Source organism: Catellatospora vulcania, from assembly GCF_009720385.1.
GTDB lineage: Bacteria > Actinomycetota > Actinomycetes > Mycobacteriales > Micromonosporaceae > Catellatospora > Catellatospora vulcania.
Window position 1 is genome coordinate 127482 of the sequence record NZ_WARX01000014.1, and the last position, 25720, is coordinate 153201.

30 protein-coding genes are annotated in these 25720 nt (G+C 67.1%); all 30 read left to right on the forward strand.

Annotated elements, in window-relative coordinates; all coding sequences use genetic code 11:
• The first annotated feature begins 264 nt into the window (after nt 1–264).
• The 30 genes from rpoB (at nt 265) to secY (ending at nt 25653) form a co-directional block, all read left to right on the forward strand.
• Complete coding sequence (gene rpoB / locus F6W97_RS30775; protein WP_155374075.1) at nt 265–3696, forward strand: DNA-directed RNA polymerase subunit beta; 3432 nt, start codon at nt 265–267, stop codon at nt 3694–3696.
• 94 nt (nt 3697–3790) lie between these two features.
• Nucleotides 3791–7681 (forward strand): DNA-directed RNA polymerase subunit beta', encoded by a 3891-nt coding sequence (locus F6W97_RS30780; RefSeq protein WP_155374076.1) that lies wholly within the window; start codon nt 3791–3793, stop codon nt 7679–7681.
• Between the two features lie 43 nt (nt 7682–7724).
• Nucleotides 7725–8078: a hypothetical protein gene (locus tag F6W97_RS30785; protein WP_155374077.1), complete on the forward strand. Its 354-nt coding sequence runs from the start codon at nt 7725–7727 to the stop codon at nt 8076–8078.
• A gap of 231 nt (nt 8079–8309) precedes the next feature.
• Complete coding sequence (locus tag F6W97_RS41045; RefSeq protein ID WP_230687118.1) at nt 8310–8936, forward strand: DUF4190 domain-containing protein; 627 nt, start codon at nt 8310–8312, stop codon at nt 8934–8936.
• A gap of 646 nt (nt 8937–9582) precedes the next feature.
• Nucleotides 9583–9966 carry a 30S ribosomal protein S12 gene (gene rpsL, locus F6W97_RS30795; RefSeq protein WP_120317147.1) on the forward strand — a complete coding sequence of 128 codons (384 nt, stop codon included), beginning with the start codon at nt 9583–9585 and terminating at the stop codon, nt 9964–9966.
• Nucleotides 9966–10436: a 30S ribosomal protein S7 gene (rpsG, locus tag F6W97_RS30800; RefSeq protein ID WP_155374078.1), complete on the forward strand. Its 471-nt coding sequence runs from the start codon at nt 9966–9968 to the stop codon at nt 10434–10436. Before rpsL ends, rpsG begins: the two co-directional genes overlap by 1 nt.
• Before the next feature lie 86 nt (nt 10437–10522).
• Nucleotides 10523–12619 carry an elongation factor G gene (fusA, locus tag F6W97_RS30805; RefSeq protein ID WP_155374079.1) on the forward strand — a complete coding sequence of 699 codons (2097 nt, stop codon included), beginning with the start codon at nt 10523–10525 and terminating at the stop codon, nt 12617–12619.
• A gap of 161 nt (nt 12620–12780) precedes the next feature.
• Nucleotides 12781–13974, forward strand: coding sequence for an elongation factor Tu (gene tuf, locus F6W97_RS30810; protein WP_144121751.1), 1194 nt, complete (start codon nt 12781–12783; stop codon nt 13972–13974).
• 370 nt (nt 13975–14344) lie between these two features.
• On the forward strand, nt 14345–14653 hold the full coding sequence (gene rpsJ, locus F6W97_RS30815; protein WP_007073037.1) for a 30S ribosomal protein S10: 309 nt from the start codon (nt 14345–14347) through the stop codon (nt 14651–14653).
• Between the two features lie 11 nt (nt 14654–14664).
• Nucleotides 14665–15327, forward strand: coding sequence for a 50S ribosomal protein L3 (rplC, locus tag F6W97_RS30820; RefSeq protein WP_155374080.1), 663 nt, complete (start codon nt 14665–14667; stop codon nt 15325–15327).
• On the forward strand, nt 15324–15968 hold the full coding sequence (gene rplD, locus F6W97_RS30825) for a 50S ribosomal protein L4 (protein WP_155374081.1): 645 nt from the start codon (nt 15324–15326) through the stop codon (nt 15966–15968). The genes rplC and rplD overlap by 4 nt, the downstream gene beginning before the upstream one ends.
• Nucleotides 15965–16267 carry a 50S ribosomal protein L23 gene (gene rplW / locus F6W97_RS30830; RefSeq protein ID WP_120317141.1) on the forward strand — a complete coding sequence of 101 codons (303 nt, stop codon included), beginning with the start codon at nt 15965–15967 and terminating at the stop codon, nt 16265–16267. The genes rplD and rplW overlap by 4 nt, the downstream gene beginning before the upstream one ends.
• 13 nt (nt 16268–16280) lie before the next feature.
• Nucleotides 16281–17120, forward strand: a complete 840-nt coding sequence (gene rplB, locus F6W97_RS30835) for a 50S ribosomal protein L2 (RefSeq protein ID WP_155374082.1) — start codon at nt 16281–16283, stop codon at nt 17118–17120.
• 16 nt (nt 17121–17136) lie between these two features.
• Nucleotides 17137–17418 (forward strand): 30S ribosomal protein S19, encoded by a 282-nt coding sequence (gene rpsS / locus F6W97_RS30840; RefSeq protein WP_120317139.1) that lies wholly within the window; start codon nt 17137–17139, stop codon nt 17416–17418.
• Between the two features lie 34 nt (nt 17419–17452).
• The gene (gene rplV / locus F6W97_RS30845) at nt 17453–17926 is read left to right on the forward strand and encodes a 50S ribosomal protein L22 (protein WP_120317138.1); all 474 of its coding nucleotides are present in this window, start codon (nt 17453–17455) and stop codon (nt 17924–17926) included.
• Nucleotides 17926–18756 carry a 30S ribosomal protein S3 gene (gene rpsC / locus F6W97_RS30850; RefSeq protein WP_155374083.1) on the forward strand — a complete coding sequence of 277 codons (831 nt, stop codon included), beginning with the start codon at nt 17926–17928 and terminating at the stop codon, nt 18754–18756. The genes rplV and rpsC overlap by 1 nt, the downstream gene beginning before the upstream one ends.
• Nucleotides 18757–18759: 3 nt before the next feature.
• Nucleotides 18760–19185, forward strand: coding sequence for a 50S ribosomal protein L16 (gene rplP, locus F6W97_RS30855; protein WP_120317136.1), 426 nt, complete (start codon nt 18760–18762; stop codon nt 19183–19185).
• Entirely contained in the window at nt 19185–19415 is a 231-nt protein-coding gene (gene rpmC / locus F6W97_RS30860) for a 50S ribosomal protein L29 (protein ID WP_155374084.1), read from the forward strand. The genes rplP and rpmC overlap by 1 nt, the downstream gene beginning before the upstream one ends.
• A gap of 5 nt (nt 19416–19420) precedes the next feature.
• Complete coding sequence (gene rpsQ, locus F6W97_RS30865; RefSeq protein WP_120317135.1) at nt 19421–19699, forward strand: 30S ribosomal protein S17; 279 nt, start codon at nt 19421–19423, stop codon at nt 19697–19699.
• A gap of 170 nt (nt 19700–19869) precedes the next feature.
• Nucleotides 19870–20238, forward strand: a complete 369-nt coding sequence (gene rplN / locus F6W97_RS30870; RefSeq protein WP_117226249.1) for a 50S ribosomal protein L14 — start codon at nt 19870–19872, stop codon at nt 20236–20238.
• Nucleotides 20235–20552, forward strand: coding sequence for a 50S ribosomal protein L24 (gene rplX, locus F6W97_RS30875; RefSeq protein WP_155374085.1), 318 nt, complete (start codon nt 20235–20237; stop codon nt 20550–20552). The genes rplN and rplX overlap by 4 nt, the downstream gene beginning before the upstream one ends.
• Nucleotides 20552–21121 (forward strand): 50S ribosomal protein L5, encoded by a 570-nt coding sequence (gene rplE, locus F6W97_RS30880; RefSeq protein WP_155374086.1) that lies wholly within the window; start codon nt 20552–20554, stop codon nt 21119–21121. Before rplX ends, rplE begins: the two co-directional genes overlap by 1 nt.
• Nucleotides 21122–21125: 4 nt before the next feature.
• Nucleotides 21126–21311, forward strand: a complete 186-nt coding sequence (locus F6W97_RS30885; RefSeq protein ID WP_155374087.1) for a type Z 30S ribosomal protein S14 — start codon at nt 21126–21128, stop codon at nt 21309–21311.
• 70 nt (nt 21312–21381) lie between these two features.
• A complete protein-coding gene (gene rpsH / locus F6W97_RS30890) occupies nt 21382–21789 on the forward strand; it encodes a 30S ribosomal protein S8 (RefSeq protein ID WP_120317131.1) in 408 nt (135 codons plus the stop codon).
• A 12-nt stretch (nt 21790–21801) separates the two neighbouring features.
• Entirely contained in the window at nt 21802–22353 is a 552-nt protein-coding gene (gene rplF / locus F6W97_RS30895) for a 50S ribosomal protein L6 (RefSeq protein WP_120317130.1), read from the forward strand.
• Nucleotides 22350–22739, forward strand: a complete 390-nt coding sequence (rplR, locus tag F6W97_RS30900) for a 50S ribosomal protein L18 (RefSeq protein WP_155374088.1) — start codon at nt 22350–22352, stop codon at nt 22737–22739. The genes rplF and rplR overlap by 4 nt, the downstream gene beginning before the upstream one ends.
• A gap of 17 nt (nt 22740–22756) precedes the next feature.
• Complete coding sequence (gene rpsE / locus F6W97_RS30905) at nt 22757–23383, forward strand: 30S ribosomal protein S5 (RefSeq protein ID WP_120317128.1); 627 nt, start codon at nt 22757–22759, stop codon at nt 23381–23383.
• A 2-nt stretch (nt 23384–23385) separates the two neighbouring features.
• Nucleotides 23386–23568 (forward strand): 50S ribosomal protein L30, encoded by a 183-nt coding sequence (rpmD, locus tag F6W97_RS30910; RefSeq protein ID WP_120317127.1) that lies wholly within the window; start codon nt 23386–23388, stop codon nt 23566–23568.
• Nucleotides 23568–24011: a 50S ribosomal protein L15 gene (rplO, locus tag F6W97_RS30915; RefSeq protein ID WP_155374089.1), complete on the forward strand. Its 444-nt coding sequence runs from the start codon at nt 23568–23570 to the stop codon at nt 24009–24011. The genes rpmD and rplO overlap by 1 nt, the downstream gene beginning before the upstream one ends.
• 313 nt (nt 24012–24324) lie before the next feature.
• Entirely contained in the window at nt 24325–25653 is a 1329-nt protein-coding gene (secY, locus tag F6W97_RS30920; RefSeq protein ID WP_155374090.1) for a preprotein translocase subunit SecY, read from the forward strand.
• Nucleotides 25654–25720 lie beyond the last annotated feature (67 nt).

Sequence of the window (25720 nt, forward strand, 5' to 3'; positions counted from 1 at the left end):
CAGTACGACCTTCCGAGTGCGTAGCGGGCGGGGTACAGAGCGTGGTGGACACCGATCTGAAGGTGGTCCCGGGCACGTTCTGCGGAAGCCTGCCGTGGGGACTCGACAGCGGTCGGTGCTTCTGCTACAGTGCTAGTTTGCGCTGCCCTTCGACTTTCCCCCTGCCCGGAATGCCGGACGTTTTTTGACGTCGGCTCTGGACCAGGGGTTGTCGGGTTGCTCGCGTAACGGCCGTTGCACCACCGGTCCTCGGAAGGACGTATCTTGGCAGCCTCCCGCCCTGCGAAGACCAGTCGATCGTCGAGCGCGTTCGCTCCCCGCCGGATCTCCTTCGGCAGGATCACCGAACACCTCGAAGTACCCAATCTGCTCGCTATCCAAACCGAGTCTTTTGACTGGCTTGTCGGCAATGAGTCCTGGCAGTCCCGTTCGTCGGCTCTCGCAGACGCCCGCTCGGGACTCGCGGAGATCCTCGAAGAGATCAGCCCGATCGAGGACTTCTCCGGCACCATGTCGCTCAGCTTCTCCGACCCGCGCTTCGACGAGGTCAAGGCCTCCATCGAGGAGTGCAAGGAGAAGGACCTCACCTACTGCGCGCCGCTGTTCGTGACCGCGGAGTTCACCAACAACTCGACTGGCGAGATCAAGAGCCAGACCGTGTTCATGGGTGACTTCCCGATGATGACGCCGAAGGGCACCTTCATCATCAACGGCACCGAGCGCATCGTCGTCAGCCAGCTCGTCCGCTCTCCTGGCGTGTACTTCTCCAAGGAGCCGGACAAGACCTCTGACCGCGACCTCTCCAGCGTCAAGGTCATCCCCAGCCGGGGTGCCTGGCTGGAGTTCGACATCGACAAGCGCGACACCGTCGGTGTGCGTATCGACCGCAAGCGCCGGCAGGCCGTCACCGTCCTGCTGAAGGCGATCGGTTGGACCAACGACCAGATCCGCGAGCGCTTCGCGTGGTCCGAGCTGTTGATGACGACCCTCGAGAAGGACCACATCGCCGGTCAGGACGAGGCCCTTCTCGACATCTACCGCAAGCTGCGCCCTGGCGAGCCGCCGACGCGCGAGAACGCCCAGACCCTGCTCGACAACCTCTTCTTCAACCCGAAGCGGTACGACGTCGCCAAGGTCGGTCGTTACAAGTTCAACAAGAAGCTCGAGCTCGAGATCCCGATCACGACGGGAACGCTGACCGAGGACGACATCGTCGCCACCGTGGAGTACCTGGCCCGCCTGCACGCGGGCGAGGACGGCTACGAGGCCGACGACATCGACCACTTCGGCAACCGTCGTCTGCGCACCGTGGGCGAGCTGATCCAGAACCAGGTTCGGGTCGGCCTCTCCCGCATGGAGCGCGTCGTGCGTGAGCGCATGACCACGCAGGACGTCGAGGCGATCACGCCGCAGACCCTGATCAACATCCGCCCCGTGGTGGCTGCGATCAAGGAGTTCTTCGGCACGTCGCAGCTGTCGCAGTTCATGGACCAGACCAACCCGCTCGCGGGTCTGACCCACCGTCGCCGCCTGTCGGCGCTCGGCCCGGGTGGTCTGTCGCGTGACCGCGCCGGCTTCGAGGTCCGCGACGTGCACCCGTCGCACTACGGCCGGATGTGCCCGATCGAGACGCCGGAAGGCCCGAACATCGGCCTGATCGGCGCGCTGTCGACGTTCGCGCGGGTCAACCCGTTCGGTTTCGTCGAGACGCCGTACCGCAAGGTCGTCGAGGGCCGGGTCACCGACCAGATCGACTACCTGACCGCGGACGAGGAGGACCGTTACATCAAGGCGCAGGCGAACGCCGTGCTGATGGGTGACGGCTCCTTCGCCGAGGACCGCGTCCTGGTCCGCCGTAAGGGCGGTGAGGTCGACTACGTGCCGCCGGCACAGGTCGACTACATGGACGTGTCGCCGCGGCAGATGGTGTCCGTCGCGACCGCGATGATCCCGTTCCTCGAGCACGACGACGCCAACCGGGCCCTGATGGGCGCGAACATGCAGCGTCAGGCGGTGCCGCTGGTCAAGGCCGAGGCCCCGCTGGTCGGCACGGGTATGGAGTACCGTGCCGCGACCGACGCCGGCGACGTGGTCGTGGCCGAGGTCGGCGGCGTGGTCGAGGACCTGTGCGCGGACTACATCACCGTGCACCAGGACGACGGCTTCCGCCGGACCTACCTGCTGCACAAGTTCCGCCGGTCCAACTCGGGCTCGTGCGTGAACCAGAAGCCGGTGGTCCCGGAGGGTGCCCGCGTCGAGGCCGGTCAGGTCATCGCCGACGGCCCGTGTACCGACAACGGTGAGATGGCGCTCGGCCGCAACCTGCTGGTCGCCTTCATGCCGTGGGAGGGCCACAACTACGAGGACGCGATCATCCTGTCCCAGCGTCTGGTGCAGGAGGACGTGCTCACCTCGATCCACATCGAGGAGCACGAGGTCGACGCCCGCGACACCAAGCTGGGCCCGGAGGAGATCACCCGCGACATCCCGAACGTCAGCGAAGAGATGCTGGCGGACCTGGACGAGCGGGGCATCATCCGGATCGGCGCCGAGGTCGTGCCGGGCGACATCCTGGTCGGCAAGGTCACGCCCAAGGGCGAGACCGAGCTGACCCCGGAGGAGCGGCTGCTCCGCGCGATCTTCGGTGAGAAGGCGCGCGAGGTCCGTGACACCTCGCTGAAGGTGCCGCACGGCGAGACCGGCACGGTCATCGGTGTGCGCACGTTCTCCCGCGAGGACGGCGACGAGCTGCCCCCGGGCGTCAACGAGCTGGTCCGGGTGTACGTGGCCCAGAAGCGCAAGATCCAGGACGGTGACAAGCTCGCCGGCCGCCACGGCAACAAGGGTGTCATCTCCAAGATCCTTCCGGTCGAGGACATGCCGTTCCTCGAGGACGGCACTCCGGTCGACATCGTGCTCAACCCGCTGGGTGTGCCCGGCCGAATGAACATCGGCCAGGTTCTCGAGGTCCACCTGGGCTGGGTCGCGAAGACCGGCTGGAAGGTCTCGGGCGACGACGCCGAGTGGAAGAAGGCGCTGCGCTCGATCGGCGCGCACGAGGCCGAGGCCAACACGAATGTGGCGACCCCGGTGTTCGACGGCGCGCACGACGACGAGATCGCCGGTCTGCTCGGCAGCACCCTGCCCAACCGCGACGGCACCCAGCTGATCGGCGAGTCGGGCAAGGCCAAGCTGTTCGACGGCCGCTCGGGTGAGCCGCTGCCGGACCCGATCTCGGTCGGCTACATGTACATCCTGAAGCTGAACCACCTGGTCGACGACAAGATCCACGCTCGGTCGACCGGCCCGTACTCGATGATCACGCAGCAGCCGCTGGGTGGTAAGGCGCAGTTCGGTGGCCAGCGGTTCGGCGAGATGGAGTGCTGGGCGATGCAGGCCTACGGCGCGGCTTACGCGCTGCAGGAGCTGCTGACCATCAAGTCCGACGACGTGCTGGGTCGCGTGAAGGTCTACGAGGCCATCGTCAAGGGCGAGAACATCCCCGAGCCGGGTATCCCCGAGTCGTTCAAGGTGCTGCTCAAGGAACTGCAGTCGCTGTGCCTGAACGTCGAGGTGCTGTCCAGCGACGGTGTTGCCCTGGAGATGCGCGAGACCGACGACGAGGTGTTCCGGGCGGCGGAGGAGCTCGGTATCGATCTGTCCCGGCGGGAGCCGAGCAGCGTCGAGGAAGTCTGATGTAAAAGGCGTCCTCCGCGCGCTCCGGCGTGTGGAGGACGCCTCCGCCATCAACTGACACTGATGAAGACACGAGCAAAGAGGGACATACAACGTGCTCGACGTTAACTTCTTCGATGAGCTTCGGATCGGCCTGGCGGGCGCTGAAGACATCCGGCGCTGGTCGCACGGCGAGGTCAAGAAGCCCGAAACGATCAACTACCGCACCCTGAAGCCCGAGAAGGACGGACTCTTCTGCGAGAAGATCTTCGGCCCTCAGCGGGACTGGGAGTGCTACTGCGGCAAGTACAAGCGGGTGCGCTTCAAGGGCATCGTCTGTGAGCGCTGCGGCGTCGAGGTGACCCGCTCCAAGGTGCGCCGTGAGCGGATGGGCCACATCGAGCTCGCCGCCGCGGTCACCCACATCTGGTACTTCAAGGGTGTGCCGAGCCGGCTGGGTTACCTGCTGGACCTCGCGCCGAAGGACCTTGAGAAGATCATTTACTTCGCCTCGTACGTGATCACGAGCGTGGACGCCGAAGCGCGTCACCGCGACATGACCACCATCGAGAACGAGATCTTCGCCGAGAAGCGGCAGGCCGAGAACGCCCGCGACGCCGAGATCGAGAAGCGGGCCGTCAAGCTCGAGTCCGACCTGGCCGAGCTGGAGGCCGAGGGCGCCAAGGCCGACGTGCGCCGCAAGGTCAAGGAGGCTGGCGAGCGCGAGATGCGCCAGATCCGCGACAAGGCGCAGCGCGAGATCGACCGCCTGGACGAGGTGCTGGACACGTTCCGCAAGCTCGACTCCAAGCAGCTGGTCACCGACGAGCTGCTCTACCGCGAGCTGCGCGACCGCTTCGGTGAGTACTTCACCGGCGGCATGGGCGCCGAGGCCATCAAGGCCCTCGTGCAGAACATGGACCTCGAGGCCGAGGCCGAGTTCCTGCGCGAGACCATCCGCTCGGGCAAGGGCCAGCGCAAGCTGCGCGCGCTCAAGCGGCTCAAGGTCGTGGCCGCGTTCCTGGCCACCGGCAACTCGCCGCTGGGCATGGTGCTGGACTGCGTCCCGGTCATCCCGCCGGACCTGCGCCCGATGGTGCAGCTCGACGGTGGCCGTTTCGCGACGTCCGACCTGAACGACCTGTACCGCCGCGTCATCAACCGCAACAACCGCCTCAAGCGTCTGATCGACCTCGGCGCGCCCGAGATCATCGTGAACAACGAGAAGCGGATGCTGCAGGAGGCCGTCGACGCACTGTTCGACAACGGCCGCCGTGGCCGGCCGGTGACGGGTCCGGGCAACCGCCCGCTCAAGTCGCTGTCCGACATGCTCAAGGGCAAGCAGGGCCGGTTCCGTCAGAACCTGCTCGGCAAGCGCGTGGACTACTCGGGCCGTTCCGTCATCGTCGTCGGCCCGCGGCTGAAGCTGCACCAGTGCGGTCTGCCCAAGCAGATGGCGCTGGAGCTGTTCAAGCCGTTCGTGATGAAGCGGCTGGTCGACCTGAACCACGCCCAGAACATCAAGTCGGCCAAGCGCATGGTCGAGCGTCAGCGCCCGGTCGTGTGGGACGTGCTGGAAGAGGTCATCACCGAGCACCCGGTGCTGCTCAACCGTGCACCCACCCTGCACCGTCTGGGCATCCAGGCGTTCGAGCCGCAGCTGGTCGAGGGCAAGGCCATCCAGATCCACCCGCTCGTCTGCACCGCGTTCAACGCGGACTTCGACGGTGACCAGATGGCGGTGCACGTGCCGCTGTCCGCCGAGGCTCAGGCCGAGGCGCGGATCCTGATGCTGTCCAGCAACAACATCCTCAAGCCGGCCGACGGCAAGCCGGTGACCATGCCCACCCAGGACATGATCATCGGGCTGTACCACCTGACCCACACGCGTCCCGGCATGCTGGGCGAGGGCCGGGTGTTCAGCTCCGAGGCCGAGGCCATGATGGCGTTCGACAACGGCGAGCTGCACCTGCAGGCGCCGGTGCGGATCCGGCTCAAGGGCATCACCTCGGTGGACAACGGCCCGGCCGGCCCGGTCTGGTCGGCGCCCGAGGGCTGGGAGCCCAACGAGCAGGTCATCCTGGACACCACGCTGGGCCGGGTGCTCTTCAACGAGACCCTCCCGGTGGGCTACCGCTTCGTCAACCACGAGGTCCGCAAGGGCCAGCTGTCGGCGATCGTGAACGACCTGGCCGAGCGCTACCCGAAGGTCGCCCTGGCGGCGACGCTGGACGCGCTCAAGGAGGCCGGCTTCCACTGGGCCACCTGGTCCGGCGTCACCATCGGCATGGAGGACGTCATCTCGCCGCCGCGCAAGGGCCAGATCCTTGAGCGGTACGAGAAGGAGGCCGAGCGCTTCGACAAGCAGTACCAGCGTGGTCTGATGACCGCCGAGGAGCGCCGCGGCGAGCTGATCGAGCTGTGGACCAAGGCGACCAACGAGGTGGCCAAGGAGCTGGAGACCGCTCTGCCGCTGGAGAACCCGCTGTGGCGCATGATCCACTCGGGCGCTCGAGGCAACATGCTGCAGCTGCGTCAGATCGCGGCGATCCGTGGTCTGGTGGCCAACCCCAAGGGTGAGATCATCCCGCGGCCGATCAAGTCCTCGTACCGCGAGGGCCTGAGCGTGCTGGAGTACTTCATCTCCACGCACGGCGCCCGCAAGGGTCTGGCCGACACCGCGCTGCGTACCGCCGACTCGGGTTACCTGACCCGTCGTCTGGTGGACGTGTCGCAGGACGTGATCATCCGTGAGGACGACTGCGGCACCGACCGGGCGATCCCGATGCAGATCGGGGCGCGCCACGACGGTGTGCTGTCGGTGCACGAGCACGCCGAGACCGGCGCGCACGCCCGCACCCTGGCCGAGGACATGTCGGACCCGTCCGGCAACCTCGTCGCGGCCCGCGGCACCGACCTCAACTCGATCGTCGTCGACGCGCTGGTCAAGGCCGGCATCGAGGGCGTACGGGTACGGTCCGTGCTCACCTGCGAGTCCAAGCTCGGCGTCTGCGCGGCCTGCTACGGCCGTTCGCTGCCGACCGGCAAGCTGGTGGACGTCGGCGAGGCCGTCGGCATCATCGCGGCCCAGTCGATCGGTGAGCCGGGTACCCAGCTGACGATGCGTACCTTCCACACCGGTGGTGCGGCCTCGGGTGAGGACATCACCCAGGGTCTGCCCCGTGTCCAGGAGATCTTCGAGGCGCGTGTGCCCAAGGGCAAGGCGCCGATCGCGGACACTCCGGGACGCATCCGGATCGAGGCGGGCGACCGGTCGAAGAAGATCATCATCGTGCCGGACGACGGCAGCGAGGAGATCGTCCACGACAAGATCTCGAACCGGGTGAAGCTGCGGGTGCACGACGGCTCGCACGTGGAGGTCGGCGAGAAGCTCACCGAGGGCACCATCGACCCGCACGAGCTGCTGCGCATCATGGGTCCGCGCGCGGTCCAGGTCCACCTGACCAATGAGGTCCAGGAGGTCTACCGCTCGCAGGGTGTGATGATCCACGACAAGCACATCGAGATCATCATTCGCCAGATGCTCAAGCGCGTGACGATCATCGACTCCGGCGCGACCGAGTTCCTGCCGGGTGTGCTGGTCGACCGTGCGCAGTTCGAGGGCGAGAACCGCCGCCTGGTCTCCGAGGGCGGCGAGCCCGCGGCCGGCCGTCCGGTGCTGATGGGTATCACCAAGGCGTCGCTGGCGACCGAGTCGTGGCTCTCGGCGGCCTCCTTCCAGGAGACCACCCGGGTGCTCACCGACGCGGCCATCAACGCGCGCAGTGACTCGCTCATCGGTCTCAAGGAGAACGTCATCATCGGCAAGCTCATCCCGGCGGGTACCGGCATCAGCAAGTACCGCAACGTCCGGGTGGAGCCGACCGAGGAGGCGAAGGCCAAGGTCTACTCGATGACCTCGTACGGCGAGACCGACTACGGCTTCGGCCCGGCGTCCGGTGTCGCGGTGCCGCTGGACGACTTCGACTTCGGGTCGTACCGGTAATCGCTTGAAGTGATCGCGGCGTCCTCCCTGTCGTTTACACGGCATGGGGGACGCCGCTTTCGTATCCGCACCCGCCCGGGATCCCGCCGATCCCGAGCCCGTCGCCGACAGCAAGGCCACCGCCGCCTTCGGGCTCGGCCTGCTGGCCGCGGTGACCGGCCTGGCCGTGGGCGGCATCGTGCCCGCCACGATCGCCCTGGCCCTGGCCCGCCAGGCCCGCGAGGAGCTGCACACGGGGGAGGGCTGGCGCACCGGGGCGGGCCGGGTGCTGTGGGCGGAGCGGCTGGCCTGGCTCGGCCTGGCCCTGGCCGCCCTGGCCCTGCTGGCGCTGACCGTCTGGCTGTTCCTACGCGGCGTCCGCTTCGGCACCCACGACTTCCCACCCACCATCGACTGACCCACCGCCCCGCCCCGGTCCGTTGATCATGAACTTATGGCACGGGTCGGCGGCGTGTCGCGCGCACAACTTCATGATCGTTCGGCGGCGGGTGCGGTGGTGCCCTGCATGATCTGTTTTTGTGGACGCTGGACGACCCCAGAGCGGCGTCCAGCGTCCACAAAAACAGATCATGGTCGCGGGCTGGAGGGCTGCGGGCGGGAGTAGGCGGGACGTGGCAGGATCGGCGGCGTGACCTATCAGCCGCCCCCGGTGCCGCAGTGGCCGTCCGTGCCCTCGGGCCAGCAGCCGCCCGCACCGCAGTGGCCGTCCACGCCGCCTCCGGCAGGCCAGTCGCCGACCGGGCCGCCCGTGGTGACCGGGCCCGCGCCGGTGACCGGGCCGCCCGTGTTGTCCGGGCCTGCGCCGGTGACCGGGCCGCCCGTGGTGACCGGGCCGGGACAGGTGACCGGGCCGCGGCCGGTGAACTATCCGCCGCCGGTGCGGCTGGAAGTCGTACCGGGTACGCCGTACGGGCTCGCGGTGCTGGGGGCGCCGAAGACGGCTTCCGGAGTCGCGGCCAGTGCGCTGGTGGCCGGGGTCGGCTCGGTCCTCGTCTCGCTGGTGGTGTGGTGCTTCGGTGTAGCCGGCGCGCAGCAGGGTTGGGGAGGCCTGGTCGCCGGAGCGTTCGCGGTGCTGTCGATCCTGCTCGGGGCGGCGGGCGTGCTGCTCGGCTGGCTGGGGATGCGCCAGATCCGCCTGGCGGCGGGCAACCTGACCGGCCGTGGGGTCGCCATCGCCGGCCTGGTCTGCGGGGCGGTCGGCCTGCTGCTGGCCGCGGTCGGCCTGATCACCGCGATCGCCCTGAGTGCTGGTTGAACAACCCCGGCGGCCTGATCACCGCGATCGCCCTGAGTGCTGGTTGAACAGCCCCGGCGGCCTGATCACCGCGATCGCCTGAGCGACGGCTGAACAACTCGGCGGTCCGACCACTGCGGCGGTCGGCGTCGGCGCGACGGCGGTCTGCGGGAACGTTTCGGGGAGCCCGGCATGCGAGCTACCTCACGGTGCGGTATCCCGTTCGGGCCCGGGGAATCGAAGAGGTAGACTGGCTGTCGGAGTTCGCACTGACGGCGGACTGGTTGCTCGGAACGGCTGGTTGCCTCGCATCGACGAGGGGTCGGGTCACCCCGTTTTGACCAGTGGGCCATCGGTTCGGTACTCTTTCCCCTCGTGCCCGGGCTTGCCCGGGCCCCTCGTGCGTGCGCCGACGCGGGAGAGTCCGACCACTGGTCGGGCAACCCGCAAGCACCACGACAACGACAGACTCCGACAGCTCGAGAAATCGAGCCGCCGGGCCCGTGCGCCGGACGACACGCCCGACCGCGGGGGTCGGCACTTGTCGCGGATCACTCCGAGACAGCGCCGATCGCAGCAGTTCGGGCCGCATTCGCGGCCACGGCCATACATAAGTTTCCGCGGCGGGAAGCCGCGGAGAGAAAGCAAAAGGGAGCGGAGAACACCGGTGCCCACAATCCAGCAGCTGGTCCGCAAGGGCCGCCAGGCGAAGACGAGCAAGACCAAGACGCCGGCGCTGAAGGGGAGCCCCCAGCGGCGCGGTGTGTGCACGCGTGTGTACACCACGACGCCCAAGAAGCCGAACTCGGCACTGCGGAAGGTCGCTCGCGTCAAGCTGAGCAGCCAGATCGAGGTCACCGCGTACATCCCGGGTGTCGGCCACAATCTGCAGGAGCACTCGATCGTGCTCGTCCGCGGCGGCCGTGTGAAGGACCTGCCCGGCGTGCGCTACAAGATCATTCGTGGTTCGCTCGACACCCAGGGTGTCCGCAACCGCAAGCAGGCGCGTAGCCGCTACGGCGCGAAGCTGGTCAAGGAAGGGAAGAAGTAATGCCGCGTAAGGGCCCCGCTCCTCGTCGACCGCTGGTCGCAGACCCGGTGTACAACTCGCCGCTGGTCACCCAGCTGGTCAACAAGATCCTGCTGGCCGGCAAGCGCCAGCTGGCCGAGCGTGTCGTGTACGGCGCGCTCGAGGGCTGCCGCGAGAAGTCCGGCACCGACCCCGTGGTGACGCTCAAGCGCGCCATGGACAACGTCAAGCCGACCCTCGAGGTCCGCAGCCGCCGTGTCGGTGGCGCGACCTACCAGGTGCCGGTCGAGGTCCGCCCGGCTCGGGCGACCACGCTCGGGCTGCGCTGGCTGGTGACGTACTCCCGCGCCCGTCGCGAGAAGACCATGATCGAGCGGCTCATGAACGAGCTGCTCGACGCCAGCAACGGTCTGGGCGCCGCTGTCAAGCGTCGCGAGGACACGCACAAGATGGCCGAGTCCAACAAGGCCTTCGCGCACTACCGCTGGTGAACCACGTGGAGCCGGGCCGATCCTTCGGTTCCGGCTCCACAACCTTGACTTTCCGGGACTGAGTCCCACTCCGAAAGGATCGTGAAGTGGCCGCCGTAGACGCCGCCCTCGCCACTACCCGCAATATCGGCATCATGGCGCACATCGACGCCGGTAAGACCACCACCACCGAGCGGATCCTGTTCTACACCGGTATCACGCACAAGATCGGTGAGGTTCACGAGGGCGCTGCCGTCATGGACTGGATGGAGCAGGAGCAGGAGCGTGGTATCACCATCACCTCCGCTGCTACCAAGTGTGAGTGGAAGGGCCACACGATCCAGATCATCGACACGCCCGGCCACGTCGACTTCACCGTCGAGGTGGAGCGTTCGCTGCGCGTGCTCGACGGCGCCGTCGCCGTGTACGACGGTGTCGCCGGTGTGGAGCCGCAGACCGAGAACGTGTGGCGCCAGGCCGACAAGTACAACGTGCCGCGTATGTGCTTCGTCAACAAGCTGGACCGCACCGGCGCGGACTTCTTCCGCTGCGTCGACATGATGATCACCCGTCTCAACGCCACCCCGCTGGTGCTGCAGATCCCGATCGGTCTCGAGGGCGACCACATCGGTGTCGTGGACCTGCTGGGCATGCGCGCGCTGACCTGGCGCGGCGAGACCCAGAAGGGTGAGGACTACGCGATCGAGGAGATCCCGGCGAACCTCGTCGACCAGGCCAACGAGTGGCGCGTCAAGCTGCTCGAGACCCTGTCCGAGGCCGACGACTCGATCATGGAGGGCTACCTCGAGGGTGTCGAGTTCTCGGTCGAGGAGCTCAAGGCCGCGATCCGTCGCGCCACCATCGCCGACAAGCTGAACCCGGTCGTCTGCGGCTCCGCCTTCAAGAACAAGGGCGTGCAGCCGATGCTGGACGCGGTCATCGACTTCCTGCCGTCGCCGCTGGACGTCCCGGCCATCGACGGCACGCTGATGGACGGGGAGACCCCGGTCGCCCGGCACGCCGACTCGACCGAGCCGTTCTCCGGCCTGGCGTTCAAGATCCAGACTGACAAGCACCTGGGCAAGCTGACCTACGTGCGCGTCTACTCGGGCACGCTCGACTCGGGCACCGCGGTGATCAACTCGACCAAGGACCGCAAGGAGCGGGTCGGGAAGATCTACCAGATGCACGCCAACAAGCGCGAGGAGCGCCCCCAGGCGTTCGCGGGCGACATCATCGCCGTGCAGGGTCTCAAGCAGACCACCACCGGCGACACGCTGTCCGACCCGGCGCACCCGGTGATCCTGGAGTCCATGACCTTCCCGGACCCGGTCATCTCGGTGGCCATCGAGCCGAAGACGAAGGCCGACCAGGAGAAGCTGGGTGTCGCCATCCAGAAACTCGCTGAGGAGGACCCGACCTTCCGCGTGAAGCTGGACGAGGAGACCGGTCAGACGGTCATCTCCGGCATGGGCGAGCTCCACCTGGAGATCCTCGTCGACCGCATGAAGCGCGAGTTCAACGTCGAGGCCAACGTCGGCAAGCCGCAGGTGGCGTACCGCGAGACGATCCGCCGCACGGTGGACAAGCTCGAGTACACCCACAAGAAGCAGACCGGTGGCTCGGGTCAGTACGCGAGCGTGCTCATCGGCCTCGCGCCGCTGCCGCTGGACGCCCCGGCGCAGTACGAGTTCGTCAACGCCGTCACCGGTGGCCGCATCCCGAAGGAGTACATCCCTTCGATCGATGCCGGCGCCCAGGACGCGATGCAGTACGGCGTGCTCGCCGGGTACCCGCTGGTCGGTGTCAAGCTGACGCTGCTCGACGGTAAGTACCACGAGGTCGACTCGTCGGAAATGGCGTTCAAGATCGCCGGTTCGATGGCGCTGAAGGAAGCGGCCCGCAAGGCCGACCCGGCGATCCTCGAGCCGATGATGGCAGTCGAGGTCGTCACCCCCGAGGACAACATGGGTGACGTCATCGGCGACCTGAACTCCCGCCGTGGCATCATCCAGGCGATGGAGGAGCGTAGCGGCGCCCGCGTCGTCCGCGCCCTGGTGCCGCTGTCGGAGATGTTCGGCTACGTCGGCGACCTCCGGTCGAAGACGCAGGGCCGGGCTAGCTACAGCATGGTATTCGACTCCTACGCCGAGGTTCCGCAGAACGTGGCGAAGGAGATCATCGCTAAGGCCACCGGAGAGTGACCGCGGTGGTGAGGCCGGCGTTTCGCGCCGGCCTCACTGCGGCTGAGTTCTTCACGGTCTCAGCACAGCAAGAAAGCGCCGGCGACCCCGGCGGGCAAAGGTCCTAAGCGCCGCCTCGGCGCCGTCGGGCGAACGAATCACCAGTCCACAGGAGGACACCAGTGGCGAAGGCGAAGTTCGAGCGGACTAAGCCGCACGTCAACATCGGCACCATTGGTCACATCGACCACGGTAAGACGACGCTGACGGCGGCCATCACTAAGGTCCTGCACGACAAGTTCCCGGCACTCAACCCGTACACCCCTTTCGATGAGATCGACAAGGCGCCGGAGGAGAAGGCTCGTGGTATCACGATCTCCATCGCGCACGTCGAGTACCAGACCGAGAGCCGGCACTACGCGCACGTTGACTGCCCGGGTCACGCTGACTACATCAAGAACATGATCACCGGTGCCGCCCAGATGGACGGCGCGATCCTGGTGGTCGCCGCTACCGACGGCCCGATGCCGCAGACCCGCGAGCACGTGCTGCTCGCCCGTCAGGTCGGCGTGCCCTACATCGTCGTGGCGCTCAACAAGAGCGACATGGTTGACGATGAGGAGCTCCTGGAGCTGGTCGAGCTCGAGATCCGCGAGCTGCTGTCGAACCAGGAGTACCCGGGTGACGACCTGCCGGTCGTCCGGGTCTCCGCGCTGAAGGCGCTCGAGGGCGACCCGAAGTGGTCCGAGGCGCTCATGGGCCTGATGGACGCGGTCGACTCCGCGATCCCGCAGCCCGAGCGTGAGGTCGACAAGCCGTTCCTCATGCCGATCGAGGACGTTTTCACGATCACCGGTCGTGGCACCGTCGTCACCGGTCGCGCCGAGCGCGGCATCCTCAAGCCGAACGAGGAGGTCGAGATCGTCGGTATTCGCGAGAAGTCGATGAAGACCACCTGCACCGGCATCGAGATGTTCCGCAAGCTGCTCGACGAGGCCCGCGCGGGTGAGAACGTCGGTCTGCTGCTGCGTGGCATCAAGCGCGAGGACGTCGAGCGCGGCATGGTCGTGGTCAAGCCCGGCACGACCACCCCGCACACGGAGTTCGAGGCGTCGGTCTACATCCTCTCCAAGGAGGAGGGTGGCCGTCACACCCCGTTCTTCCAGAACTACCGGCCGCAGTTCTACTTCCGCACCACCGACGTCACCGGTGTCGTCACGCTGCCCGAGGGCACCGAGATGGTCATGCCCGGCGACAACGTCGAGATGTCCGTGAAGCTCATCCAGCCGATCGCCATGGAGGAGACCCTCCGTTTCGCGATCCGCGAGGGTGGCCGCACGGTCGGTGCCGGCCGAGTCACCAAGATCACCAAGTGATCACCGCGGGCGCCCCGCTTTCGGGTGGGGCGCCCGCACCTTTACATGTACGCAGGCCGGGCCCGTTTTAGTGAGCCTAGGCACCCTGATTTCACAATGGCGTACCCGATACGGCATAATGAACAGGTTGCGTTGCGACCAGTCGCGCCCAGTGGGTGTGCCGTGTCGCGTGACGTGGGGGTCTTCGGGCCTCTGACGTGAAGCTCCTGTGATCGGGCTTGATGCCCGCTGAGCCAAGGCAAATGACCTTTTAATAGGGAATCAGTCTGGTTCAGCGCGCGACACGCCCGACCGCGGGGGTCGGACAGGGGGCAGGCCCCACCGTCTGCCGCCGCAGGTAGCGGCTTGAGAGAAGGAAACAGAAGCCACCATGGCGGGACAGAAGATCCGCATCCGGCTCAAGGCCTACGACCACGAGGTCGTCGACTCCTCGGCACGGAAGATCGTCGAGACGGTGACCCGTACGGGTGCTCAGGTCGCAGGGCCGGTGCCACTGCCCACGGAGATCAACCGTTTCTGCGTGATCCGTTCGCCGCACAAGTACAAGGACTCGCGCGAGCACTTCGAGATGCGCACGCACAAGCGTCTGATCGACATCATCGACCCGACCCCGAAGACGGTCGACTCGCTCATGCGACTCGATCTGCCGGCTGGCGTCGACATCGAGATCAAGCTGTAGGGACCGGACTGATGGACAGGCAAGTTAAGGGCATCCTGGGCGCCAAGCTCGGCATGACTCAGGTCTGGGACAACAACAAAGTCGTCCCCGTGACCGTGGTGCAGGCCGGCCCGTGCGTCGTCACCCAGGTTCGTACCACTGAGAAGGACGGCTACGAGGCCGTCCAGCTGGCTTTCGGCGCGATCAACCCGCGCAAGGTGAGCCAGCCCAAGGCGGGCCACTTCGCCAAGGCGAACGTCGCGCCCCGTCGGCACATCGTCGAGCTGCGCACCACCGACGCCGGCTCGTACGAGCTCGGCCAGGAGGTCACCGTCTCCACGTTCGCGGCCGGTCAGGCCATCGACGTGACGGGCAAGACCAAGGGCAAGGGTTTCGCCGGTGTCATGAAGCGCCACGGCTTCCACGGCCTCAAGGCCAGCCACGGCGTCGAGCGCAAGCACCGCTCGCCCGGTTCGATCGGCGCTTGCGCCACGCCGGGTCGCGTGTTCAAGGGCGTCCGCATGGCCGGCCGCATGGGTGGCGTGCGCTACACCGCGCCCGGCCTCACCGTGCACGCCATCGACACCGAGAACAACCTGCTGCTCGTGAAGGGCGCCATCCCGGGCCCCAAGGGTGCGCTGGTGCTCGTTCGTAGCGCCGCGAAGACGAAGAAGAAGGGTGGTGCCTCGAAGTGACCACGGTTGACGTGATCAGTGCTGAGGGCGCCAAGGCCGGCTCCGTCGAGCTGCCCGCCGAGATCTTCGATGTGCAGGCGAACATCTCGCTGATGCACCAGGTCGTGGTGGCCCAGCTGGCCGCCGCGCGCCAGGGCACGCACAAGACGAAGCGTCGCGGCGAGGTCGCCGGTGGCGGCAAGAAGCCGTACAAGCAGAAGGGCACCGGTCGCGCCCGTCAGGGCTCGATCCGCGCCCCGCAGTTCGCCGGCGGTGGCGTCGTCCACGGCCCGCAGCCGCGTGACTACAGCCAGCGGACCCCGAAGAAGATGAAGGCCGCCGCCCTGCGCGGTGCCCTGTCGGACCGGGCCCGCAACGGCCTGCTGCACGTGGTCGACGCGTTCGTGACCGGCGAGAAGCCGTCGACGAAGGCCGCCCTGGCCACGATCCAGAAGGTCGCGGGCGACGCCCCGCGCGTGCTGGTCGTGCTCGGCGCCAACGACGAGGTCAACTGGGTGAGCCTGCGCAACGTGCCGCAGGTGCACCTGATCGAGGCCGGGCAGCTCAACACGTACGACGTGCTCGTCAGCGACGCGGTGGTCTTCACCACCGAGGCGCTCGAGGAGTTCCTGGGCGTGCCCGCTGAGGAGGGTTCCAAGTGACGACGATTGCCGACCCGCGCGACATCATCGTCGCTCCGGTGGTCTCGGAGAAGAGCTACGGCGAGCTCAACCGCAACTGGTACACCTTCCTGGTGCACCCGGACGCGAACAAGACCGAAATCAAGATCGCTATTCAGCAGATCTTCAATGTTCGGGTGCTGACGGTGAACACGCTCAACCGCGAGGGCAAGCGCAAGCGCACCCGCACCGGCTGGGGTCAGCGCAAGGCGACGAAGCGCGCGATGGTGAAGCTCGCCGAAGGCGACCGCATCGAAGCCTTCGGCGGACCGGTGAGCTGAGGGGTATAAGACAATGGGTATCCGTAAGTACAAGCCGACGACGCCCGGTCGCCGTGGCTCCAGCGTCGCCGACTTCACCGAGGTCACCCGGTCGACGCCGGAGAAGTCGCTGGTCGTTCCGCTGCCGAAGAAGGGCGGTCGTAACGTTCACGGCCGCATCACCACGCGGCACCAGGGCGGCGGCCACAAGCGTCAGTACCGGCTGATCGACTTCACTCGGGTGGGCAAGGACGGCGTGCCGGCCAAGGTCGCGCACATCGAGTACGACCCCAACCGCACCGCGCGCATCGCGCTGCTGCACTACGTCGACGGCGAGAAGCGCTACATCATCGCGCCGAAGGACCTGAAGCAGGGCGACGCGGTCGAGTCGGGCCCCGGGGCCGACATCAAGCCGGGCAACAACCTGCCGCTGCGCAACATCCCGGTCGGTACGACCGTGCACTGCGTGGAGCTGCGTCCGGGTGGCGGCGCCAAGCTGGCCCGCTCGGCCGGCGTCGGCATCCAGCTGCTGGGCCGCGAGGAGGACTACGCCACGCTGCGTATGCCTTCTGGCGAGATCCGCAAGGTGGACGTCCGCTGCCGCGCGACGGTCGGCGAGATCGGCAACGCCGAGCAGTCGAACATCAACTGGGGCAAGGCTGGTCGTATGCGGTGGAAGGGCAAGCGCCCGACCGTCCGTGGTGTCGCCATGAACCCGGTCGACCACCCGCACGGTGGTGGTGAGGGCAAGACCTCCGGTGGTCGCCACCCGGTGAACCCGGCTGGTAAGCCCGAGGGTCGTACCCGCCGCAAGGGCCAGGCGAGCGACAAGCTGATCGTCCGCCGCCGCTACGCCACCCGCAAGCGCGGGTAATAGGGAGAGCTGACAGATGCCTCGCAGCCTGAAGAAGGGCCCCTTCATCGACGACCACCTGCTCAAGAAGGTGGAAGTGCAGAACGAAAAGGGCACCAAGAACGTCATCAAGACCTGGTCGCGGCGTTCGACGATCATCCCGGACATGCTGGGCCACACGATCGCCGTGCACGACGGGCGCAAGCACGTCCCGGTGTTCGTGTCGGAGGCGATGGTCGGGCACAAGCTCGGCGAGTTCGCGCTGACCCGCACGTTCAAGGGTCACGAGAAGGACGACCGGAAGAGTCGCCGTCGCTGACGGCGGACCGTAATAAGGATTTAGGGGAAACACGATGCCTACGAATGACGCGCAGGCCGCGCCGGGCGCCCGTGCGGTCGCCCGCCACGTGCGCCTGTCCGCCAGCAAGGCGCGCCGTGTGGTCAACCTCGTCCGCGGTCTGCCCGCGAAGGAGGCACTGACGGTGCTCCAGTTCGCTCCGCAGGCGGCTAGCGAGCCGGTCTACAAGGTGCTGGCCAGCGCTATCGCCAACGCTGAGAACAACGAGCGTCTCGACCCGGACGCGCTGCTGGTCAGCGCTGCCTACGTGGACGAGGGCCCGACGCTGAAGCGGTTCCGGCCGCGGGCGCAGGGCCGGGCTTACCGGATCCGCAAGCGCACCTGCCACATCACCGTCGAGGTGGAGGCAGTCGCGCCGAAGGCTCCGGTCCGCAAGGCCACCGCCGCCGCCAAGGCGACGCCGGCCAAGGCCACCAAGGCCGCAGCGAAGCCCGAGGTTGAGGCCGCCGAGCAGGAGGAGACCAAGTAATGGGTCAGAAAGTCCACCCGATTGGGTTCCGGCTCGGCATCTCGACCGACTGGAAGTCCCGCTGGTACGCCGACAAGCTCTACAAGGACTACATCGGCGAGGACGTCGCGATCCGCCGCATGATGGCCAAGGGCCTCGAGCGCGCCGGTATCTCGAAGGTCGAGATCGAGCGCACCCGTGACAAGGTCCGCATCGACATCCACACCGCCCGGCCGGGCATCGTCATCGGCCGGAAGGGTGCGGAGGCCGAGCGCCTGCGCGGTGAGCTCGAGAAGCTCACCAAGAAGCAGGTCCAGCTGAACATCCTCGAGGTCAAGAACCCCGAGTCGGATGCGCAGCTGGTCTCGCAGGGCATCGCCGAGCAGCTCTCGGGCCGCGTGGCGTTCCGCCGGGCGATGCGCAAGGCGATCCAGTCGGCCATGAAGAACCCGATGGTCAAGGGCATCCGTGTCCAGGTCTCGGGCCGCCTCGGCGGTGCTGAGATGAGCCGCACGGAGTTCTACCGTGAGGGTCGCGTGCCGCTGCACACGCTGCGCGCCAACATCGAGTACGGCTTCTTCGAGGCCCGTACGACCTTCGGCCGCATCGGCGTGAAGGTCTGGATCTACAAGGGTGACGCCGTGCCGGGTCGCGAGACCCCGGCTGAGGCTCCGGGCCGCCAGCGCCGTGAAGGCCGTGGCGGCGAGCGGTCCGAGCGACCGCGCCGTGGCCGTTCGGGTGCCACCGGCACGACCGGTGCAGGCACCGAGGCCGGCCGTGCGGCCGCCGCGGAGCTCACCAAGGACAACGCCGACGTGGCTCCGGCCGCGCCGGTTGAGCAGGAGGGCTGAACAATGCTGATGCCGCGTAAGCCTCCGAATGGCTTCCGCAAGCCGCACCACCCCGACCGTTCCGGTCGGAGCAAGGGCGGCAACCGGGTGGTGTTCGGCGAGTTCGGCATCCAGGCGCTCGAGCCGGCGTACGTCACCAACCGGCAGATCGAGTCGGCGCGTATCGCCATGACCCGTCACATCAAGCGTGGTGGCAAGGTCTGGATCACGGTCTTCCCGGACCAGGCCCTGACCAAGAAGCCCGCCGAGACCCGCATGGGTTCCGGTAAGGGTTCGCCCGAGTGGTGGGTGGCGAACGTCAAGCCGGGACGCGTTCTCTTCGAGATGGCGTTCCCGAACGAGGAGATTGCTCGTGAGGCCATGCGCCGCGCGATCCACAAGCTCCCGATGAAGTGCCGAATCGTGAAGCGCGAAGTGGGTGAGGCGTGATGGCAGCCGGTACCAAGGCAGCCGAGCTGCGCGAGAGTTCCGCTGAGGAACTGGTCGCGAAGCTGCGGGAGGCCAAGGCGGAGCTGTTCAACCTCCGCGTCCAGGGTGCGACCGGGCAGCTCGACAACAACCGTCGGCTGGACGTCGTCCGTCGGGAGATCGCCCGGATCTACACGATCATGCGCGAGCGTGAGCTTGGGCTCTCTGCCGCGCCTACTGAGGTGGCGTAGGGAACATGAGCGAGACCAACGAGAACGCAGTCGACCGGAACCGGCGTAAGGTACGCGAGGGCCTGGTCGTCAGCGACAAGATGGACAAGACCGTCGTCGTGGCGGTCGAGGACCGGGTCAAGCACTCGCTGTACGGCAAGGTTCTGCGCCGTAGCAGCAAGCTGAAGGCGCACGACGAGCAGAACGCGTGCGGCATCGGTGACCGGGTGCTGCTCATGGAGACCCGTCCGCTGTCCGCCACCAAGCGGTGGCGGGTCGTGGAGATCCTCGAGAAGGCCAAGTGACCCTGCCTCCGGCAGGTTCGCCGGCCGCCTAGCGGCCGAAGATCAGATAGCCGGCCGGGGCGCCCTGAGGGGCGTTCCGGGCGGTTCGAGTTCCGCCAGGCTCCGCCCGCACAGTACGGGTCCCCCCGCAACCGGGCGGGCGGAGAACCGGCAGACATACAGGAGTTGACGTGATCCAGCAGGAGTCGCGACTGCGAGTCGCCGACAACACGGGTGCCCGGGAGATTCTGTGCATCCGCGTTCTCGGTGGTTCGGGTCGGCGCTACGCGAGCATCGGCGACGTCATCGTGGCCACCGTCAAGGACGCCATCCCCGGTGCCGGTGTGAAGAAGGGTGACGTCGTCAAGGCGGTCATCGTTCGCACCGTCAAGGAGCGGCGCCGTCCGGACGGCTCGTACATCCGCTTCGACGAGAACGCCGCCGTCATCATCAAGGACGGTGGCGACCCGCGCGGTACCCGCATCTTCGGCCCGGTTGGCCGTGAGCTGCGGGACAAGCGCTTCATGAAGATCATCAGCCTTGCCCCGGAGGTGTTGTGACCATGAAGGTCAAGAAGGGCGACAAGGTCAAGGTCATCGCCGGCCGGGACAAGGGCAAGGAGGGTACGGTCATCGCGGCCTACCCCCGGACCGAGAAGATCCTGGTCGAAGGCGTTAACCGGATCACCAAGCACGAGAAGATCCGTACCACCCAGCGTGGCGCCAAGACCGGCGGCATCATCACCCAGGAGGCGCCGATCCACGTCTCCAACGTGATGGTCGTCGAGGACGGCCAGCCCGTCCGGGTCGGCTACAAGATCGACGAGAACGGCGTGAAGACTCGCGTCTCCCGTCGCACCGGCAAGGAGCTGTGATGACGACGGCGACCGAGACCAAGACGCTGCCGCGTCTCAAGGAGCGTTACCGCGCCGAGGTTGTCGGCCAGCTGCGCGAGCAGTTCGGCTTCGGCAACCCGATGCAGGTGCCGGGCCTGGTGAAGATCGTGGTCAACATGGGCGTCGGCGAGGCGGCCCGTGACTCGAAGAAGATCGACGGTGCGGTCAAGGACCTCACCGCGATCACCGGCCAGAAGCCGCTGATCCGCAAGGCCACCAAGTCCATCGCGCAGTTCAAGCTGCGTGAGGGCATGCCGATCGGCGCGAAGGTGACCCTGCGCGGCGACCGGATGTGGGAGTTCCTGGACCGGCTGCTGTCCATCGCGCTGCCGCGTATCCGCGACTTCCGCGGTCTGGACGGGCGCAAGCTCGACGGTCACGGCAACTACACCTTCGGTCTGACCGAGCAGTCGGTCTTCCACGAGATCGACCAGGACCGGATCGATGCGGTCCGCGGCATGGACATCACGCTGGTGACCACTGCCAAGACCGACGATGAGGGCCGGGCGCTGCTCAAGCTCCTGGGCTTCCCGTTCAAGGAGAACTGAGCACATGGCGAAGAAGGCGCTGATCATCAAGGCTGCGGCCAAGCCGAAGTTCGCGGTGCGCGCGTACACCCGGTGCCAGAAGTGCGGTCGGCCGAAGGCCGTCTACCGCAAGTTCGGGCTCTGCCGGGTCTGTGTTCGGGAGATGGCCCACCGCGGTGAGCTTCCCGGCGTGTCCAAGGCTTCCTGGTAAATCCAAGGCTTCCCCTTCGCCGTAGGCCCGGTGTGACACCGGGAACCGCGGCGAGAAAGGCTGATAAACAATGACGATGACCGACCCGATTGCAGACATGCTCACGCGTCTGCGCAACGCCAACCAGGCGTACCACGACCGGGTGGCGATGCCCTACTCGAAGATCAAGGCGAACGTCGCCGAGGTTCTCAAGGCCGAGGGCTACATCGCCGCCTGGGCTGTCGAGGAGCCCGCCGAGGGTGCCGTCGGCAAGAGCCTGATCGTCGAACTGAAGTTCGGCCCGAACCGGGAGCGGAGCCTGGCCGGCATCCGGCGTGTCTCCAAGCCCGGCCTGCGGGTTTACGCCAAGTCCCCGGAGCTGCCGCGTGTTCTCGGCGGTCTGGGTGTGGCGATTATTTCGACGTCTCAGGGGCTGCTCACCGACCGGCAGGCCCGTAAGCGCGGGGTGGGCGGGGAAGTCCTCGCCTACGTCTGGTGAGGAAGGTCTGCAATGTCGCGAATCGGACGTAAGCCGATCCCGGTGCCTTCCGGCGTCGAGATCACCATCGATGGCCAGACCATCAAGGTCAAGGGCCCCAAGGGCGAGCTTCAGCACACGCTGAGCGAGCCGATCATCGCCGAGCGCGGTGAGAGCGGCGAGCTGCTCGTCACCCGCCCGAACGACGAGCGTCGTGCCAAGGAGCTGCACGGTCTCTCGCGTACCCTGGTCGCCAACATGATCGTCGGCGTCACCGAGGGCTACAAGAAGAGCCTGGAGATCAACGGCACCGGTTACCGTGTCACCGCCAAGGGTTCGGAGCTCGAGTTCGCGCTCGGCTTCTCGCACCCCGTCGTGGTGGCGCCGCCGGCCGGGATCACCTTCGCGGTGGAGCGGCCGACGCTGTTCCACATCTCCGGCATCGACAAGCAGCTTGTCGGTGAGATCGCCGCCAACATCCGGAAGATCCGCCCGCCGGAGCCCTACAAGGGCAAGGGCGTCAAGTACCAGGGCGAGGTCATCCGCCGCAAGGCCGGTAAGGCTGGAAAGGCAGGTAAGAAGTGACCGCCACGCTGCTCAAGCGCCGCAACGGCGTCGCCGCCAAGCGGGCCGTCGGCAAGGCGCGTCGGCACTTCCGCATCCGCCGGAACCTCAGCGGCACCGCTGAGCGCCCCCGTCTGGTCGTCACCCGCTCGCTGCGCCACATCTGGGTTCAGATCGTGGACGACACCAAGGGTCACACCGTGGTGTCCGCCTCGAGCATGGACGCCTCGATCAAGGGCGCCGAGGGCGACAAGAGCGCCATCGCCGGCAAGGTGGGCGCTCTGCTCGCCGACCGGGCGAAGGCCGCCGGTATCACCAAGGTCGTCTTCGACCGCGGTGGCAACCGCTACGCGGGCCGCATCGCGGCTCTGGCGGACGCCGCACGCGGTGCTGGACTCGAGTTCTAGGAAAGGTGGCTGGGATAATGCCAGGACCACAACGCCGGGGCACGGGTTCCGGTAGCAGTGAGGGCGGCGACCGCGGTGGTCGCGAGCGCCGTGGCCGCGGCGATGGCCGTGGCAACGCGCCGGTCGAGAAGACCCCGCATCTCGAGCGGGTCGTCACGATCAACCGTGTTGCCAAGGTCGTCAAGGGCGGTCGGCGCTTCAGCTTCACCGCGCTCGTGATCGTCGGCGACGGCGAGGGCAACGTGGGCGTCGGCTACGGCAAGGCCAAGGAGGTGCCCGCGGCGATCGCCAAGGGTGTCGAGGAGGCCAAGAAGCACTTCTTCCGGGTTCCCCGGATCGGCTCCACCATCCCGCACCCCGTGCAGGGTGAGGCGGCGGCCGGTGTGGTGCTGCTCAAGCCGGCCAGCGCCGGTACCGGTGTCATCGCCGGCGGCCCGGTGCGTGCCGTGCTGGAGTGCGTGGGCATCCACGACGTGCTCTCGAAGAGCCTCGGCTCCTCGAACCCGATCAACATCGTGCACGCCACGGTCGCCGCGCTGAAGATGCTGGAGTCCCCGGAGGCCATCGCGGCTCGCCGTGGGCTGCCGGTCGAGGACGTCGCGCCGGCCGCGCTGCTGGCCGCGCGTGCGGGAGCGGGTGCGTAACCATGGCACGTTTGAAGGTCACCCAGTTGCGGTCCGACATCGGGCGCAAGCGCAACCAGCGCGAGTCGCTGCGTTCGCTCGGTCTCAAGCGGATCAACGACGTGGTGGTGAAAGAGGACCGTCCCGAGATTCGGGGCATGATCTTCGCGGTCAGCCACCTCGTGAAGGTCGAGGAGGTTGAGTAATGACGATCAAGATCCACCACCTCCGCCCGGCGCCCGGTGCGAAGACCGCCAAGACCCGCGTGGGTCGTGGTGAGGGTTCCAAGGGCAAGACCGCCGGTCGCGGTACCAAGGGTACGAAGGCCCGCTACCAGGTGAAGCCGTCGTTTGAGGGTGGGCAGATGCCTATCCACATGCGGCTTCCGAAGATGAAGGGCTTCCGGAACAAGTTCAAGGTCGTGTTCCAGGTCGTGAACCTGGACCGGCTCGCCGAGCTGTTCCCCAACGGCGGCCAGGTCGGCCCGCTGGAGCTGGCCGAGGCCGGTGCCGTCCGCAAGGGCCACCCGGTCAAGGTGCTCGGCACCGGCGAGCTGGGCGGCGTGAAGCTCCAGGTGACGGCGCACGGTTTCAGCGCCTCCGCCAAGGAGAAGATCGCAGCCGCCGGCGGCTCCGTGACGGAGCTGTAAGCGACAGTCGCAGACGTGGCGCCCGACCGACCTTGGTCGGGCGCCACGCTCGGCTTCCGGGTTCTGTGGGCAAGATGCAGGTCGTTGCCACTGGGCACGAGCGCTGCCAAGGCCTAGGCTGGCACAGATATGTGCCGCGCAGACCTGACCGTTGAGGGTCGGGACTGTTAGAGTCCGATCCCAGCTACGCGTAAACTGCGCGTGGCGCGGTGAAGGCCGACCGTAATGGTCACGGCTCAGCCGAACCAAGTCATCTGTCCCGCCCCTTACACGACAGCCACCGGCCCCCGGTGCCGCGCGCAGGAGGAAGAAGTTGCTCTCCGCTTTTGTCAGTGCGTTCAAGACGCCTGACCTGCGCAAGAAGATTCTGTTCACGCTCGGGATCATCGCGCTCTATCGCCTCGGTGCCACGCTGCCCAGCCCCGGTGTCTCGTACGGGAACGTGCAGAAGTGCATCACCGCCATGGAGTCGGGTGCCGAGAGCGGCGTCTTCACGCTCCTTAACCTCTTCTCCGGCGGCGCTCTGCTGTCCCTGTCGGTCTTCGCGCTCGGCATCATGCCGTACATCACGGCGTCGATCATCCTGCAGCTGCTCACCGTGGTCATCCCGCGCCTGGAGCAGCTCCGCAAGGAGGGCCAGTCCGGCCAGGCGAAGATCACCCAGTACACCCGCTACCTGACCCTGGGCCTGGCCGTCCTGCAGTCCTCGGCCTTCGTGGCCCTGGCCCGCTCCGGCCAGCTGTTCCAGGGCGCGTGCGACGCGTTCCCGATCGTGCCGAACACCCAGATGCCGCAGTGGGTCACGCTGACCGCGCTCGTCGTCACCATGACCGCCGGCACCGGCGTCGTGATGTGGCTCGGTGAGCTCATCACCGACCGCGGCGTGGGCAACGGCATGTCCGTCCTGATCTTCACCTCCATCGCCGCCCGCCTCCCCAGTGAGGGCTGGCAGCTGAAGGAGTCCAAGGGCTGGTGGGGTTTCGTCGGCGTGCTCGCGCTCGTCGTCGTGGTCATCGCGCTGGTGGTGTACATCGAGCAGGCGCAGCGCCGCATCCCGGTGCAGTACGCCAAGCGCATGGTCGGCCGCCGTATGTACGGCGGAACGTCGACCTACATCCCGCTGAAGGTCAACCAGGCGGGTGTCATCCCGGTCATCTTCGCGTCGTCGCTGCTCTACCTGCCCACGCTGGCTCTGCAGTTCATGAACCAGAACGACCCGGGCAAGGTCCAGATCTGGCTGCGCGACTACCTGACCGACCCCAGCAAGTGGAGCTACATCCTGCTCTACTTCCTGATGATCATCTTCTTCACGTACTTCTACGTCTCGATCACGTTCAACCCGACCGAGATCGCGGACAACATGAAGAAGTACGGCGGCTTCGTGCCGGGTATCCGGCCGGGCAAGCCCACCGCCGACTACCTCGACTTCATCCTGAGCCGGATCACCCTGCCGGGCGCGTTCTACCTCGGCATCATCGCGATCCTGCCGAACATGTTCTTCATCTGGCTGGACTCCCAGGCCTACCAGAACTTCCCCTTCGGCGGCACCGCGGTGCTGATCATGGTGGGTGTGGGTCTGGAGACCGTCAAGCAGATCGAGAGCCAGCTCATGCAGCGCAGCTACGAGGGATTCCTTCGATGAGCCAGCGGGCGCAGCGGATCGGCGGCGCGTTCTCGCGCCGCCGGTTCGCCGGTTTTAGTGAGGTGTC